This window comes from Caulobacter sp. GW821-FHT10E02, from assembly GCF_059415225.1.
In genome coordinates, this window is sequence record NZ_JBWKMV010000004.1 from 200,424 (window position 1) to 216,345 (window position 15,922).

The following is a 15,922-nucleotide window of genomic DNA, read 5'->3' on the forward strand; positions in this document are numbered from 1 at the left end:
CTTTGAAAACGGGCGCCCTAACGGTGAGATTCAGCAAAACTTTGATGACAGGTCGCGAACAAGATTGCCTGTGGATAGAATCAGTCGTCAGCCTGCTGCTCAGTTTAGTCAGGGGCGTTCCATGTCAGCGTTGAACAAAACCAGGAACTGGCTGTCGCGTCATTTCGCGGGCAGCCTGCTGAGCGGATGGGTGATGATCGCGATCGTCGGCTGGTACAACGTCTTCCACTGATCCCAGCCGCCCTACCTGACTGATGAACGCAGCTCACCAGCTCGCGTAGGAAAATTCTATAATCCCACGGCCATCGGGGCTTTAACCTGCGAAGTGACGCGCCCGCGTCGCAACCACCACCGCGCTCCTACGCTTTATAGGGCTGGGCGTCGTTGGAGGATCGGAGGATGCAATGGCCGACACGGAAGACCTCAGCCTGTCGAGGCGCGATCTGATGGCCGCCGGCGCGGCCACCGCGACCCTGGCGGGCGCGCCGTCAGCGGCCAATGCCGCTCCGGCCGACGCGCCAAGTCTGGTCAAGGTCGCCTTCGAGGTGAACGGCCACAAGCGGTCCCTGACGCTGGACACCCGCACCACCCTGCTGGACGCCCTGCGCGAGCACCTGAAGCTGACCGGCACCAAGAAGGGCTGCGACCACGGCCAGTGCGGGGCCTGCACGGTCATCGTCGACGGCCGTCGGATCAATTCCTGCCTGACCCTGGCGGTCATGCACGAGGGCGACAAGGTCACCACGATCGAAGGCCTGGGCACGCCGGACAGGCTGCACCCGCTGCAGGCCGCCTTCGTCAAGCACGACGGCTACCAGTGCGGCTACTGCACGCCGGGCCAGATCTGCTCGGCCAAGGCCATGCTGGACGAGATCAAGGCCGGCGTCCCCAGCCACGTCACCGAGGACATCACCAAGGACCCCAAGCTGACCGAGGCCGAACTCAGGGAACGGATGAGCGGCAACATCTGTCGCTGCGGGGCCTATTCCAACATCGTCGAGGCCATCGGCGACGTCGCGGGAGGCCTGGCATGAAAGCCTTCAGCTACGAGAAAGCGCGCACGCCCGCCGAGGCAGCTGCCGCCGTCGCCAAGGACCCCACCGCCCGCTTCATCGCCGGCGGCACCAATCTGCTCGACCTGATGAAGCTGGAGATCGAGACGCCACGCCGCCTCGTGGACGTCAACGGGCTCAAGCTGGACAAGATCGAAGCCACCAAGGACGGCGGCCTGCGCATTGGAGCCCTTGTGCGCAACACCGACCTGGCGTCCGACAAGCGCGTGCGCAAGGACTACGGCGTCCTCTCGCGCGCCCTGCTGGCCGGGGCCTCGGGCCAGCTGCGCAACAAGGCCACCACCGCCGGCAACCTGCTGCAGCGGACCCGGTGCCCATACTTCTACGACACCAACATGCCCTGCAATAAACGTACCCCCGGCGCGGGCTGCTCGGCGATCGGCGGCTTCACGCGCGGCCACGCGGTGCTGGGGACCAGCGAGGCCTGCATCGCCACCCATCCGTCCGACATGGCCGTGGCCATGCGGGTGCTGGACGCCGGCGTCGAGACCGTCCGCCCCGACGGCCAGGTCCGCACCATCCCGATCGCCGACTTCCACCGCCTGCCAGGCAGCACGCCGCATCTCGAGACGGCCCTGACGCCGGGCGAGCTGATCACCGCCGTGACTCTGCCCAAGCCCGTCGGCGGGACGCACGCCTATCACAAGGTCCGCGACCGGGCGTCCTACGCCTTCGCCCTCGTCTCGGTGGCGACCATCCTGCACAAGGACGGCTCGGGCCGGGTCGCCCTGGGCGGCGTCGCCCACAAGCCCTGGCGGGTCGAAGCGGCCGAGGCGAACCTGCCGCAAGGCGTCAAGTCGGTGTCCGAGCTGCTGCTGGCCGGCGCCAAGGCCACCTCGCAGAACGCCTTCAAGCTGACCCTGGCCGAACGCGCCCTGGGCGCGGCGATCACTCAAGCGCGAGCCTGATCCGATGAAGTTCGACACGCCCGCCACCACCAACCCGATCGATCAGCTGAAGGTCATCGGCAAGCCGACCGACCGCATCGACGGGCCGCTGAAGACCACCGGCACGGCGCCCTACGCCTATGAGCGCCACGACGCCCTGGAGAACGTCGCCTACGGCTATGTGCTGGGCGCGGCGATCGCCAAGGGCCGCATCAACGGCATGGACCTCAACCGCGCCAAGGCCGCGCCGGGGGTGATCGCCATCGTCAATGCGGCCAGCGCCGGCAAGCTGACCAAGGGCGACTTCAACACCGCCAACCTCTTGGGCGGGCCCGAGATCCAGCACTACCACCAGGCCGTCGCCGTCGTGGTCGCCGAGACCTTCGAGCAGGCCCGCGCCGCCGCCGCCCTGATCAAGGTCGACTACCAGAAGGCCCAAGGCCGCTTCGACCTGGCCTTCGCCAAGGACGACGCCCCGCCGGCCGGCAAGGACAATCCCGACACCGCGATCGGCGACTTCGACAAGGCCTTCGCCGACGCGCCGGTCAAACTCGACGCCACCTACACCACCCCCGACCAAGCCCACGCCATGATGGAGCCGCACGCCACCATCGCGGCCTGGAAGGGCGACAAGCTGACCGTCTGGACCGCCAATCAGATGATCGCCTGGGGCCGGGGCGACGTCGCCAAGACGCTCGGCATCCCGAAGGACAATGTCCGCCTGGTCTCGCCCTATATCGGCGGCGGTTTCGGCGGGAAGCTGTTCGTCCGCGCCGACGCCATTCTCGCGGCCCTGGGCGCCAAGGCCGCCGGCCGGCCGGTGAAGATCGCCCTGCCCCGGCCGCTGATGTTCAACAACACCACCCACCGCCCGGCCACCATCCAGCGCATCCGCCTGGGCGCCGACCGCGACGGCAAGATCACCGCCATCGGCCACGAGAGCTGGTCCGGCGACCTGCCCGGCGGCGGCCCCGAGACCGCCACCCAGCAGACCCGCCTGCTCTATGCCGGCGCCAATCGCCTGATGAAGATGAAGCTGGCGACTCTGGACCTGCCCGAGGGCAACGCCATGCGCGCGCCGGGCGAGGCGCCCGGCCTGATGGCCCTGGAGATCGCCATCGACGAGCTGGCCGAAAAACTGGCCATGGACCCGATCGAGCTGCGCGTCCTCAACGACACCCAGGTCGATCCGGAAAAGCCCGGCCGGCCGTTCTCGCAGCGCCAGCTGGTCCAGTGCCTGCGCACCGGGGCCGACAAGTTCGGCTGGGCAAAGCGCAGCGCCCGCCCCGGCCAGGTCCGCGAGGGTCGCTGCCTGATCGGCCAGGGCGTGGCGGCGGCGTTCCGCAACAACCTCGTCATGAAGTCCGCCGCCCGCGTGCGGCTGGAGAAGACCGGCCAGATCGTCGTCGAGACCGACATGACCGACATCGGCACCGGCAGCTACACGATCATCGCCCAGACCGCCGCCGAGATGATGGGCGTGCCGCTGCACCAGGTGACGGTGAAGCTGGGCGACTCGACCTTCCCCGTCTCGGCCGGCTCCGGCGGCCAGTGGGGCGGCAACAGCTCGACCGCCGGGGTCTATGCCGCCTGCGTGAAGCTGCGCGAGGCGGTGGCGACCAAGCTCGGCCTTGATCCGTCCACGGCTGACTTTACCGACGGCCGCGTCAAGCTGGGCAACCAGAGCCTGCCCCTGGCCCAGGCCGCCGCCGATGCGCCCGTCGTGGCCGAGGACGCCATGGAGTACGGCAACCTCACCAAGACCCACCAGCAGTCGACCTTCGGCGGCCATTTCGTCGAGGTCGCCGTCGACAGCGCCACGGCCGAGATCCGCATCCGCCGCATGCTGGCCGTCTGCGCCGCCGGCCGCATCCTCAACCCCAAGGCCGCCCGCAGCCAGGTGATCGGGGCCATGACCATGGGCGCCGGCGCGGCCCTGATGGAGGAACTGGTCGTCGACAAGCGCATCGGCTTCTTCGTCAACCACGACCTGGCCGGCTACGAAGTGCCCGTCCACGCCGACATTCCACACCAGGAGGTGATCTTCCTGGACGAAACCGACCCGATGTCCTCGCCGATGAAGGCCAAGGGCGTCGGCGAGCTCGGCATCTGCGGCGTGGGCGCGGCGGTGGCGAACGCGGTCTACAACGCCACGGGCGTGCGGGTGCGCGACTATCCGGTGACGCTGGATAAGTTGCTGGAGGGGATGCCGGTGGTGGTCTAGCTCACGAGCAAGCGCCGGCTTGCCGCGCGCCGTAAGTCGCTTGACTTACGGTGTATTTGTCCCCGGCGTCGGAAGACAGTTGCTCGATGAGCCCCTTACACGAGAAGCCGGTGAGGCTAAGATATTGCTTCGCGGATTTGACCGCGTTCTCGTTCCAATCGACGTTGAGACTATCAACGGCCGCGGTGGCGTCGGCGACGTCGTAACCATCGCCAGCATCCGACGAGAGTTGTTCAATAAGGCCGTCCCGCGAGAAGCCCGACAGGTTGAGATACTGCCTCGCGGACCTGACGGCATTCTTCTGGGGACCCGTCAGTTCCGCCACGCCGCTGCCAGCCGCGTTCCCCGCGCTGAATGCCGCGACCGAAAGAACCGCCGCCACCAGCACCGCTCTACGCGCCAGCGCCATCTTCGAATTCATAACGTTCCCCTTCCCCTAGCCTGCTTGGAGGCTTGGCCATACTTGCCCGAGCGCCCAGACTCAATCAATGCGTGCATTAGTATCGCTGCTCGCTAGGAGCGATCGGCTAAGTGGCTGACTACGCTCAAACGGCCGATTTTGACAACTTAAGCCTGACAACATAACGCCGCCCCAAAGCGGTATATCCGCAATCTAACACCGCCCCAGGTCCTTCGATCTTCACGCAAACTGGCGTGGTCGCTTGGTCTGAGCCATGTCAGCTGAATAGGGCTGCCGACACGCTTGTGTGTTGACCTTGTTGCCCACCGGCCCATGATTTCCAGTCATGACGAAGATACGCTCCCTTCCGGCCGGATCTGCCCGCTCTCAAGGCCCCGCGGGCCCGGCCCACGCGGCTGTTGCCAAACGTAGCGTTAGCTTGCGGATCGACGTGGACACCCGCCAGCTCATTGACCGTGCGGCGGCGGTGCTCGGCAAAACGCGTACAGAATTCATGGTCGAGAGCGCACGGCTGCAGGCGGTCGATGTGCTGCTCGACCAACGCCTTTTCAGGCTCGCTCCCGATCACTTTGACGCGTTCGTGCAAGCGCTCAACACCCCACCGGAGCCAGGCCTGAAGCTCAGAGCCCTGCTGAACCGAACGCCATTGTGGAAGCAGTAGTCGCCCAGCCGATCTCACCCGCACCATGGTCACGACCTCGCCATCTCGCCCTTAGCGAATAGGCGCCGGCTACGTCACTGGCGGTCGCAGCGATAGCTGCGTAGTAGGCGAGCCAAAACGGCGCCGCTCATGGATCCGCAACGCTGCGGAGGAGCCCGACCGAAAGCCCGGCTCCTCCGCCCTATCACTCGGCCGGTCCTCCCAACGGAAATCTCCGACCGAAGAAGGCTTCGATTTCCGCCCGAGGCCAGAAAGGTCCGGCACAGCGCGCGATGCCATGCTTGGTGGGAAGCGCGTCGCGAAGGGCTGGTGAAACCCTCCACCTCCACGAAATTTCCCGCGACGAGATCAACTCGTGGCCAAGCCGCAAGATTTGGTCAGAGGGAAATTCGGCGCTCATACGGCCATTGCACAGCAGCCAAGCCACGTCTCGAGGGAAGCAGTTCAGGTACTGCTCCGCCTCGCCACGGCTGAGATTGGCCTGAACAAGGCAGTCTTCGTAGCTCGCGGGCACCTCAAGCAACTCCGGTCGCCGTTTCGCAGCCAAATCCCACGCGACGCGCTTGGATATGTGGAGATCCTTCACGCTCAACGTCTCGTGGGGGGCGCCATTCCAATAGAGCTCTAGGCGACGCTCAAGCGCAGCCCTGATCATCGCGCTCCAAGGCTTGGGTTGATCACCTATGCCATGGAAGGCGTCTTCCAACGACACGGTCTCGCTATCGTAGGCGGGAAAATGCACGACCGACCGAAGCCTGGCGATGAAGGCGTCCGCGTCAGCACGGATCAACTGGGGCCGCCCATACAGTTCTGTGACGAAGTGGCAGTCATTCAGGGCAAGAAGCCCTGAGCCGACCAACTGTAGCGCTCCATACAGCGGGATATGGTGGTTGCGGGAGAACTCGCGGACCGACAAGCGGCCCGCCAGCTTGTCGGCGATACGGAGGACATCCTCTCGGCGCAGCCAATCGTATCGCCGTTCCGAGCCGCGGGAATCCAGCGGCTCAATAAGCCCTCGATCGACCGAACGGCCAGGTTTTCGACATGGAGCTCCTTCGCCGTCTCTCGGACGGTCATGCAATCCGTACGCTCGCGCTCTCGCTTGAGCCGTTTCAAACCATGACGGCAAGGCTCCCAGTCGGTGAGCAGCCGGTTGAATAGCCGGCCGCACTCGGGGACGCTCCCGGTGAAATCCCGCAGCTGCATCAACTGCTTGGGCAGAGGCCCATTGCCGCCTACGGACAAGTCGTCGAACGACTCCGGATACCGGAGAAGCACCTCCACCCCCTTCGCCAGGTACTTCACCCGCACTAAAGGCGAGGCCTTCGAGTACCTGAACTTGGTGTTCTGGAGGGCGAGGGTCCTGCCAATGAGACATGTTAGTCGGAAAACCCGTAATCGCGCCTCGCCTGTGAGGACTGCGGGTAGTTTCAGATCCGGTGAAACCTCCCCCATAGCGTTGGTGGTGACCAAATCGGCGAGGAACTGAAGATTCCGCCGGTAGTCGGTGGGAATGGAGGTCACCTTTAGGCGCCTCATGTCGTATCCACACCTCTCACAAAGATGCAGATCGACGACAAACGACCAACCTAACTCGTGCCCGCAGTCAGGACATCTTCCCGCAAGAAAGTCCCAATTCTGCGGACAATATGGCAGGCGCGATATCGTCCAGCTGAAGCGATGGTGGAGGCTCTTGTTCAAGCCCCTCGCGGACACCCGCCGCCTTCGGAGATGAAATTCCTTCCTGTATTCTGGGTCGAGTTGGGGCGCCGTGAGGCGCCCTAACTCTTCCGAAGAGATCCCAAGCTGCCGCGCAAGCCGGCCGGTGTCGTTCGCCGCTTGATAGATGTCGCTCGTGTGCAGGATTTGGAGGCCGAGAGCTCGGAGAAGGTCCCTCCGATGCTCAAAGCCATTCCAACTCGCTAGACGCGCCGTGAAGCCGAAATAACTTTCGTCCTCATGCGGCTTTAGCGGGAAGAGAACCCTCGCCATGCTGGTCGTCACGGCGCCACTGGCATGCCCGCTCACTGCTCAGCCTCCTGCAGGAAGGGGTTTTGCTTGGTGATGCCGTTCGGGATGGCCCAGCGATCGACAGCGAGCGCCAAGTCATATCGCTCGATCTTGGTCGCTCCTCTCCGGAGAGCGATCTCGAGGGCGATGGCAAGCAAACGGGAGATCCTCCCGACGATCCCGTCCGTGACCAGGTGCAATCGGGTCAAGGTCCACGGGTCGTGGAGAGCGCTAGACTCTGGAAGGATCTTCTTTTCCAGCATGGCTTGGTCGAGCTTGGCGACATAACCCGCCAGCAGGCTGCGGTCGGTCTTGTTTTGAAGATCGAGCCGGTGGAAGTCGCAGGGCGCGATGAGGCGCCCTGCAAGCTGGATATTTCTGGTGAATAGGTCCTCGGCCTCTTCTGTGCCCATGAAGACGATGGGCACGCCCCCATCATCCAAGAGCCGTTTGAGGCTGTCGGTCACATCGTTCTTTTCGTAGCTTCGGTAGTTGAGATGCTGAACCTCGTCGATGATCAGCAAGACAGTCCCAAATCGCTCGAAGCAGATTTTCACCCGCTTCTTGAGCATCTGCTCGTTTCCGTGTGAGGAGTGTGGATCTCCGAAATACTCAAGGATCGACATCATCAACTTCTTCGCGGTTGCCGCCCGTTCCAGCGCCACGTGGACGATCGGCACGAAGTCGTCGGTCCTGGGATTCTGGGCTTGGAACTGCCTCACAAAGGCTGAAGCGGCCGCCGTCTTCCCAGAGCCTGAGGGCGCTAGAACGCGCATCCCCTTCTGGGGCTGCCCGCGACTGATACGTCCCATCTGGACCAGGTAGGCGCACTGCTGGTGGAATTCGATGTGCGGCGGGTAGGGAATGTAGAGGCGCTCGAACAGAGCCAGCTTCGAGATGACCGGGTCGATTCTCACAGCTCGACCTCCTTCCAGGACGAGAGGTCGACGGAGAAGTCCGCGAGCTGACCTGTCTCGGGTTTGAGATGGCTGTGTTGGTGAACTTCCTTCCTTCGCTTGGGTTTGGGCGTAGGCTTTTTCTTTCGGGCCGGGCGTGACGTCTTTTGCCCCTCGTCGGTTCGCTCCGCGGCCAGGGTGTCGTAGGGCACGATCAGCGGCGCCATCCCGTCGTGGCGGGAGAGCGCATAGGCAAGCCCCACGTCCGATCCGATTTTTGCCTGGATCTTCGGTGAGGCGCTCAGGCGCGCGAATGCGCGCAGTTCCTTGCCCCTAAGGCTAGGCGCGGCCTCTTCAAGCGTTTCAATTAGCGAGACTCTCGCCTGAAGCCGGTCGGCCTCGGTGCTGAACTCGAAGCCCTTCTGCTTCGCCCACTCCTGGATCTTGCGGTGATGCCAGAGAGAAGTTCCCTTGGCATATTTGTCGTCTACGCACTGGAGTGTGACGTAGCAGCCGCGGATTTTATTCCAGACATGTACTTCCGAGATGTTCGCGGGGTTGTACTTGATCTTCACCCGCGCGGTGGCGGACCCTTTTCGGCGTGCCCGAACCGGCTCCGATGGCAAAAGGTCTTCGAGTAGCCCGGCAACCTGGGCTTCATCGCTATACGACAGCCCGAACATCTCGACGCCGGAGCGCGTAAGCACGCGCGGGTATTCGGCCTTCCCCAACATCTTGTCGAGCTGGCTATCGTCCTTGATGACGGCGATGCCGTGCTTCTTCGCGCTTTCTTCCCAGATTTGAGCGCGGGGTGAGCTCTCCCCCTCACTAGGTGTGATGTGGCGGACAACGAGGGCCTCCCAGATGAGAGTCTCAAGTTCCGCGAGCGTGAGAACTGCATCCTTGTACGGGTCGTAGCCGAGTTCTCTCAGGAGTTCCGGTTTGAGCGTCCCACCGGGCAGTTTCTGGTTTAGCAGAGTATTGAGCGCGCCGAAGAACCGCTCGATCGGCGCCTTCCACGTTGGCGCTCCGACCGGGGGAAGCCGCAACGACGGGCCCGCATCGACGAGGCTGTCTTGCATCGCCACCCCTGCGAACTCCATCGCATTGTCGGTGATGATCTCGTCGAACCGGCCGAAGATGAACATGAGGATCGGGTACTTGCTGGCAGAGTTCGGCAGCTCTATTTTCGGTCGATTGGCGCGCTTGATGCACTCCATCACTGAGTAGATGGACGGGGGCTCAAAAGAGATAAAGAAGCCGACGATACAGCCGCTATGGACGTCCAAAAGGGCCGTAAGCCACGGGCGCCCGAGAGGAAGCATATAGGCGGCGTCGAATACGGCTACGCCGTCCAGCAGCGTATGATCCATCGCGCCAAGCTGCAGGATTCTCGTTGCGCGAAGGCCCTGTCCAGTAGGCTTGAACCGAGCATCAGCTACTCGGGCGCCGAACTTTTCCCGAACGGTCTCTGCACACTCCAGGCGGCGAATCGTCCGTCGAAGTATTTCCCGCGAGGCTAGGCAGAGTGGCGGCAACTCGAACGAAGCGCGTTCCTTGTTGATCCCTTCAAGGGCCGAACGCAGGCGCGCATGCGCGTCGGTGATCGACCATCTTCTTGCTGACCAATACCAAAGCGCTGCTCTATGGATTTCGTCGTGGATTTCAGAGCAAAGACGCTTCTTGCGATCGGTCCGGCCAGACATCGAGACCATCTGATTGAGCGGTCGATCACCTGGCGCGCCACGCGTATCGATCCAACGCCGCACCGTGCAGGGGGCTGGCCTTTTCGGAAATTTCGCCACAGCCTCCGGCTTTTCGCCCCAGATTTTGGATAGAGCTATACGGAAAGCCCGATCGCTCCTGGGCAGCTCCGGAAGGGCATCCAGGGCTTTAAGGACAAATAGGCGCATCTCCGCTTCCGGATCGCGCCGGCGGGCTGTTTCAGGGTCGATCTCCTGCAGGGCGGCTTGGCGACGCTCGGGCGGACCGTTCGGATCCCGCTCCCCCTTGAGGTCGCCGGCGGCAAAAGCCCGCAGAGCCCACTCAAGATCAGGAGCACACGGGTTGCCTTCCTCATCTTCAACCTGGAATGCACTGAGCGTTCGTTCGTCGCGGAAGAAGAGGCGACCGTTCCCCATCTCGCATTCAAACCTGATGCGCTGGCCGCAGTACGACCAGCAATCGCCCGCCTTGAAGAGAATGGAGGGGTTCATGACAGCCCTCCTAGGCGGATGGACCGAGCCGTCGGGACGAGCGTGACCTTGCTTAGGTCGGTGAGCGGGGCAGTGATGTCGATGTTGATCCAACGCCGGACCATCATCGCTTGCGCCATGGCGCTCCCGAGCGGGCCAGGGCTCAACAGCCGGGATATCGCGCCCAGCGAGCTGCCACCTCCTTCCTGATCGAGGAGATCAAGCACTTCGTAGGCTCGCGGAAGATCGACCGCGACGAGCCGCCGTGACTGGATCAGGTCGATGTTCGCGTAGGTGGCAGGTGGTTCGAACAGCCGCTCTTGAGTCATGACCGTGAAGCGCCAACCAAGCTCACTGCAGATGTCTCGCACCCGGTCGAGCTTCTGAAGGTAGTCGGCGTCACCGAGGCTATTGCGCGCGCCTTTGACCTCGACAACTTCGATGGTCTCGTCGTCGAGGAGCCTCGCACAATCGGCGATGTAGGTGCGTGGCGTGCCGTCGAGCACGAATTCGAAGCGGAAAGGTTGGGACCGGTAGTCCACCACCCGCGTATCGACCTCGCAGTGCTTGAGCATGGCCGCTTCGTTCATGCTCTCGAACGGCAAGGCTCGACCGGCTTTGCGGCTGCTGTAGAAGCCCGTGACGATGACGCGGCGGCCGGTGATCACGCTACGGATGGGGCTGCCGTCCGGTGTCATGACGATCGTCGCCGAGCTTGGCGTGACGGCGCCATGGTCGCCGTGCTTTCGCTTCTTCAGCGGCGCGAGGATCGCATCGAGCAGCGTGAGCAGTTTGGAGCGTCGTTCAAAGGCGAGCGGCGTCTGTGCGCTCGCCCAGTCATTTGTGTGCTTGTTCATGTGTCTCTCCTTGTTTTGGGAAGGCGGAGCACAGGCGCGTCTCGTCGATCGGCCCGGCAGGGGCCGTTGACTCCGTCGGCTTGTGGGGGGAGAGTTCCGCTCGCTTGGAAACGAGTTTCGGATTCGCTCCGGAACCGACCTCGGGAAGGTTGGCGCTTTCCCGAGGTCAGCTTCTCCGCCAGATGGCGGTGTGGTTTAGCTGAGCCTCATTTTCATTCCTTTCGATCTGCGGTGGCGAGGCCTGACAATCAGGCAAAGCTTCGCCGCCCTGCGCGCTAAGGGCCCGCAAGCTGAATAGCCGAAATGGCTAATCGCTATTCAGATCGAAAAAACGAGTCTTATCAAGTGCGTAGCGCGACATATGCTGATGCTGTGGCGCAGGTATATTTATGCCATATCAGGCATGCTCTAATATATGCGACCGTTAACCCAATTTAGGCCATCTCAGATGATTTTAAATTCAGAAATTGTCTGCAATTCCTCGCGACAACATCTGACGCGATGGCAAGAATACGTTGCCTGGCGAAACTCCGGCCTTCCGCCTTTTCGTAGATGCGCGCGCTTAGAAACTTCGCCGCTCGCTCTTCTTGCGAAGCCGCCCTTACGGAGTCCCTCCGGCGCATCTGAAGAGTCTAACGAAAACGCCCTTCCTGCCGCGCTCGCGACCAGCCGTTGTGCTTCAAAGCGTATCGGGTGATCATCATTCCGCACAGTAGGGAAGGTGGACGTGGCCGCGTTGCTGAGCACGCCACAATGCCTCTGTTCGCGGCCTGAGAGCGCTGCCAGGGTCACAGTTGGGAAAGCCATTAATGCATGGGCTGCAGGCCGACAACGCGACACTTCTAGACACCACAATCGACTTCGATGGCGCGGAACTAATATTCCATAGCCGCGGCGGCACTAGAGGGCGGCCAGATGCGCGCAATATGGACTATGGCCTCGGCCTGCGCCTTCTGCTGCGGCGAATACAGGATGCAAGGCTTCACCTTGTCGGTGCCTGGCTCGATAGCCGAGACGCCCGAGCGACGCCGCGCGACGATAGGCGCATTTTGTTCGAAGGCGAGTTCGATCTAGACCCGATTCTCCAATTTCGACGGATGTCGGATCGTATGCAGGCATATGGTCGGCCCTGCGGCGCGCCTCGCGGAGGCAGCCGGGTTAAACGAGTTCGCCTGGCCTTGGGAGATGTGGGCGGATTTCCGGTCGCGGCAGGACAGCTCGGCATAGTCACGCCCATCATGTCGTTGGCTGCGACTGACGAGTCTCGCCATGATGATTTTCCGGCGTACGAGGAGGATCGTGTCTGGGCCGAGGGAAGCCGTGCACGCATACTCCACCTTAGACGCGAGCGCGCGCCCGGATTGGCGGCGGCGAAGCGAGCGGCCTTCATCCGGGAGTTTGGCGCGCTGCGATGCGAGCGTTGCGGCCTAGATCCCGCGAACCTGTACGGTCCGGATCATGGAGCCGCCTGCATCGAAGTACATCACGCGTCACGCGCCCTGAGCGAGATGAAAATCGGAGACAACACGCGCCTGGAAGACCTTCAGTGTCTGTGCGCAAACTGCCACCGGGTCGTACATGCGATGATGCGAACAAAGAACGCCCGAAATAATCGCTCGAGTTTCGCGCCAAGGCCTGCTAGCTGACGCACAATGGCAAATCAGACGGTCGTCAGCCTGTTCTCGGGCATCGGGGGTTTCGAAAGCGGCTTCGCTCAATCCGGCCTGCACACGACTCTGATGTGTGAGAAAGATCCATCGGCTCAGGCGGTCTTGCGCGCCCACTTTCCAGACATCGCCCTCATGGATGATGTGGTCGAGATGAAGGGCTTGCCAGAGTGCGACATCGTCGTCGGCGGCTGGCCTTGTCAGGATCTTAGCCAGGCAGGCCGGGTCGCGGGACTCGGCGGTAGTCAGTCCGGTCTTGTGTCACATGTTTTCCGGCTAATCGACGCCTCGTCGAAGAAGCCGAACACCGTCGTCCTCGAAAACGTGGCCTTCGCGCTCAGCCTGGAGAAGGGCAAGGCGATCCAATACGTCACCGACGAGCTCGCCCAGCGGGGTTATCGGTGGGCCTATCGCGTGCTCGACACCCGCGAGTTTGGGCTCCCTCACCGGCGTCGACGCGTCTTCATCGTCGCGATGCTAGACGGCGATCCGACCGATCATTTGTTTGCAGGGATCGACGGCGTAGCCTCGAAGGAAGACGATCCGACCGATGTCGGCTTCTATTGGACCGAGGGTAATCGGGGGGTCGGCTGGACAGTGGATGCCGTTCCACCCCTGAAGGGGGGGTCTGGCCTGAGCATTCCGTCGCCGCCCGCCATCTGGAATATCGCCACGGGTGCCTTTAGGACGCCGGGCATCGAAGATGCCGAGCGCCTTCAGGGCTTTACTGCCGGCTGGACGTCCGCCGCACGGGACGTCGCCAAGGCCGATCGTCTACGCTGGAGACTGGTCGGCAACGCGGTCAGCGTCCCCGTCTCGACCTGGCTCGCCCAACGTCTCGTCTCGCCGGGCAGCGGCGCCCCAGCATTCCAGGGCCTTGGCACAGCAACCCGTTGCCAGCACAACGCCGCATGGGGCGGACCAAAAGAGACGACCCATTACCTCCCTTCGGTATGCGAGGGGCCGGGCGGGCGTATGACCGTCGATGCTTTCCAGCTCGCTGCCGCAAAACCGCTATCAGTTCGCGCAGCGGAAGGCTTCCTGCGCCGATACATGAAGAGCAATCTGAAAAAGAACCTTGCCTTCGCACAAGCACTTGCAACGCACTGCGGCCTGTCCGAGGTCCCGGCCTAGACCCGCTGGAACTGGCGGTGCGCCCGGTATCGCTCTAGACCTTTGATCAGGGAGATCATGAAGACCCTGATGCGGCGGAATTTCTCCACCATGTCTTGAGTACTGAACTGGGAGCCGACAGTCTCGAATGTTTCGGCGCCATGCGCCAGAACGTTTCGCATCTCCCTAACCAGCGCTAGATCTGACCCGCCCAGACAGGAGCGTGGCGGACGCCATTGACTATCGATCCGCGCCACGAACCGCATCAGTTCTCTGTGATCGACGGTTCCAATGAAGGGGAGACGATGCAAGTCGGATTTCCAATCGAGCACGCCGGGGGCAAAGCTGGCGATGTCCCGAATGAGGGCGTCATGGCTTGAACCTTGGGCGAGGCGATCCTTAAAATGAGCGCGGACGATCTCCTCGCGCCAGTAGTCCTTGAGCGCGGAAAAGCTCTCTCCGCTATCAAGGATTTCTTGTCGCAAGCTCGTCAGCGCCTCTCGCGTCCCTGACTCGACGCAGTTGTAGATCATAATGAATGCTGCCGCCCGCGAGGCGGTGACCGCGCTTGCTGCACGGTAGAAACCTCTGCCCGGATCGTAATTCAGATGTTCCAGCGACTGCAGTGATTTCAGATACTCCGAAACCTCCCGGGCACGAACACGAAAGCGGCCTTCAACGCTCACGGCCGATCCCAAGCAGGCTGTCACGGACGAAGCCGATACGCCCCCGCAACTTCGGTGCGCTATTGCTCGCGTCTGTCCGAACCAACTCTTCGAACTGCTCAGATTTGAGCCAGGTTGAAGACGGAGCCGTTAGGTTCGGATTCTCGCGCAGAGCTAGCGCCGTACCGACCGCGATCGCCTCAAAGCGGACACGAGGGACGCGACGTCCCCCGTCCGGACGATAGAAGGCAGTCGGGTAGTTCGCCTTGATGAAGTACATCGTTCGAATGAACTCGTCCCGCATCGCTGCGAGCTGGGATTCGCTGAGAGTCCGATTGAACTCATTCATGTTGGCGTCGAGGAATTTCCTCACATCGTGACGGAAGTCCATGAAACGATCGCAGTAGACGAAGAACCGCGTGACAAGCTCTTGCCGTTCGCTGCGCGGGTCAACGCCTTTGGCCATGTCCGGCGTCAGGCTCTTAAACAGGTCGGACGCGGCCTGCTCTACGACCAAGTCTAGGAAGGCGCCGCGATAGACGCCTTTGCGGATCTCGGCGTCCTCCAGGCGTTTGCCCGAGGTGTTTAACCGTCGAAACAACTCGACCCGAGTGCTCTCGTCGGTTCCCTGATCGAGAACGAATGACCGGATCGGAGTGTTATTTAGCCGCCGCTGGACCGAAGGCGGAAGGTCGCCGAAATGATAGCCGTTCAAGATGTCGAGCTTCTCCAGCCCGCTCAATCCGAAATCGTTCTTCAGGAAACGCACGAGCGTACGGAAGCGCTGTGATCCATCAACGATCTCAAGCCGACCATCCACGTCGTAAAGGAACACAGGCGGAACCGGCACGCGCAGGATCAAGCTCTCGATGAAGTAGGAGCTTTGTTCATCGTTCCAAGCGAGACTGCGCTGATAGTCGGGCACATAGATGTCCCCCTCGGCTTCGCCCTGGTCGCGGAACTTCGAAACAACCAGCTCCACAGTGAAGTCCGTCACGACGTAGCGGGCCTCCCGGCGCACGTCGTCGACCACCATCGCCACTTCATTGGGATCGGCTAGTTGCAGCAGAAGGTTCGACATCGGTTAGCATTCCAAGGCCGGTGAGAGATCGGGACAGGACCGAATCATCAGTTTCGTGGTCGCGGGAAGCCTATCACTCCGGTTGCGGGTGCCTAACCCGCCCGAAATCGTCACCCAGACTGCCGCCCGAGCTATAAAGGCTGCTTGCAGTCGCAAGCTCAACCGTTGAATG

General features: G+C 62.4%; 13 protein-coding genes. 6 read left to right on the plus strand and 7 right to left on the minus strand.

The genetic code is table 11. From position 1 onward, the window contains the following. Positions 1-404 precede the first annotated feature (404 nt). Genes paoA through paoC form a run of 3 tightly spaced genes read left to right on the plus strand, consistent with a single transcriptional unit; the run spans position 405 to position 4,184 of the window. Positions 405-1,034, plus strand: a complete 630-nt coding sequence (gene paoA, locus AC07NI_RS20770; protein ID WP_494622625.1) for an aldehyde dehydrogenase iron-sulfur subunit PaoA — start codon at positions 405-407, stop codon at positions 1,032-1,034. Further along, positions 1,031-1,981 (plus strand): FAD binding domain-containing protein, encoded by a 951-nt coding sequence (locus tag AC07NI_RS20775; protein WP_494622627.1) that lies wholly within the window; start codon positions 1,031-1,033, stop codon positions 1,979-1,981. The genes paoA and AC07NI_RS20775 overlap by 4 nt, the downstream gene beginning before the upstream one ends. Before the next feature lie 4 nt (positions 1,982-1,985). Further along, complete coding sequence (gene paoC, locus AC07NI_RS20780) at positions 1,986-4,184, plus strand: aldehyde oxidoreductase molybdenum-binding subunit PaoC (RefSeq protein WP_494622629.1); 2,199 nt, start codon at positions 1,986-1,988, stop codon at positions 4,182-4,184. Between the two features lies 1 nt (position 4,185). On the opposite strand, the gene AC07NI_RS20785 is transcribed toward paoC, so the two are convergent. Further along, positions 4,186-4,605: an Ltp family lipoprotein gene (locus AC07NI_RS20785; RefSeq protein WP_494622631.1), complete on the minus strand. Its 420-nt coding sequence runs from the start codon at positions 4,603-4,605 to the stop codon at positions 4,186-4,188. Between the two features lie 418 nt (positions 4,606-5,023). Here AC07NI_RS20785 and AC07NI_RS20790 point away from each other — a divergent pair, with 418 nt between their 5' ends. After that, positions 5,024-5,266, plus strand: a complete 243-nt coding sequence (locus AC07NI_RS20790; protein WP_494622633.1) for a type II toxin-antitoxin system TacA family antitoxin — start codon at positions 5,024-5,026, stop codon at positions 5,264-5,266. A gap of 184 nt (positions 5,267-5,450) precedes the next feature. On the opposite strand, the gene AC07NI_RS20795 is transcribed toward AC07NI_RS20790, so the two are convergent. The 4 genes from AC07NI_RS20795 to AC07NI_RS20810 all read right to left on the minus strand — a co-directional run bounded on the left by AC07NI_RS20795 (position 5,451) and on the right by AC07NI_RS20810 (position 11,224). After that, the gene (locus AC07NI_RS20795) at positions 5,451-6,182 is read right to left on the minus strand and encodes a hypothetical protein (RefSeq protein ID WP_494622635.1); all 732 of its coding nucleotides are present in this window, start codon (positions 6,180-6,182) and stop codon (positions 5,451-5,453) included. Between the two features lie 1,108 nt (positions 6,183-7,290). Further along, entirely contained in the window at positions 7,291-8,193 is a 903-nt protein-coding gene (locus tag AC07NI_RS20800; protein WP_494622637.1) for a TniB family NTP-binding protein, read from the minus strand. Next, entirely contained in the window at positions 8,190-10,388 is a 2,199-nt protein-coding gene (locus AC07NI_RS20805; protein ID WP_494622639.1) for a TnsB C-terminal domain-containing protein, read from the minus strand. Before AC07NI_RS20805 ends, AC07NI_RS20800 begins: the two co-directional genes overlap by 4 nt. After that, on the minus strand, positions 10,385-11,224 hold the full coding sequence (locus AC07NI_RS20810) for a Tn7 transposase TnsA N-terminal domain-containing protein (RefSeq protein WP_494622641.1): 840 nt from the start codon (positions 11,222-11,224) through the stop codon (positions 10,385-10,387). The genes AC07NI_RS20805 and AC07NI_RS20810 overlap by 4 nt, the downstream gene beginning before the upstream one ends. Positions 11,225-12,033: 809 nt before the next feature. On the opposite strand from AC07NI_RS20810, the gene AC07NI_RS20815 reads away from it, so the two are divergent. After that, a complete protein-coding gene (locus tag AC07NI_RS20815; protein WP_494622643.1) occupies positions 12,034-12,870 on the plus strand; it encodes an HNH endonuclease in 837 nt (278 codons plus the stop codon). A 6-nt stretch (positions 12,871-12,876) separates the two neighbouring features. Further along, positions 12,877-14,025: a DNA cytosine methyltransferase gene (locus AC07NI_RS20820; RefSeq protein WP_494622644.1), complete on the plus strand. Its 1,149-nt coding sequence runs from the start codon at positions 12,877-12,879 to the stop codon at positions 14,023-14,025. On the opposite strand, the gene AC07NI_RS20825 is transcribed toward AC07NI_RS20820, so the two are convergent. Continuing rightward, a complete protein-coding gene (locus AC07NI_RS20825; protein ID WP_494622646.1) occupies positions 14,022-14,690 on the minus strand; it encodes an MAE_28990/MAE_18760 family HEPN-like nuclease in 669 nt (222 codons plus the stop codon). The two genes, AC07NI_RS20820 and AC07NI_RS20825, sit on opposite strands and share 4 nt — an antisense overlap. Next, complete coding sequence (locus AC07NI_RS20830) at positions 14,680-15,750, minus strand: GmrSD restriction endonuclease domain-containing protein (RefSeq protein WP_494622648.1); 1,071 nt, start codon at positions 15,748-15,750, stop codon at positions 14,680-14,682. Before AC07NI_RS20830 ends, AC07NI_RS20825 begins: the two co-directional genes overlap by 11 nt. Between the last annotated feature and the right edge of the window lie 172 nt (positions 15,751-15,922).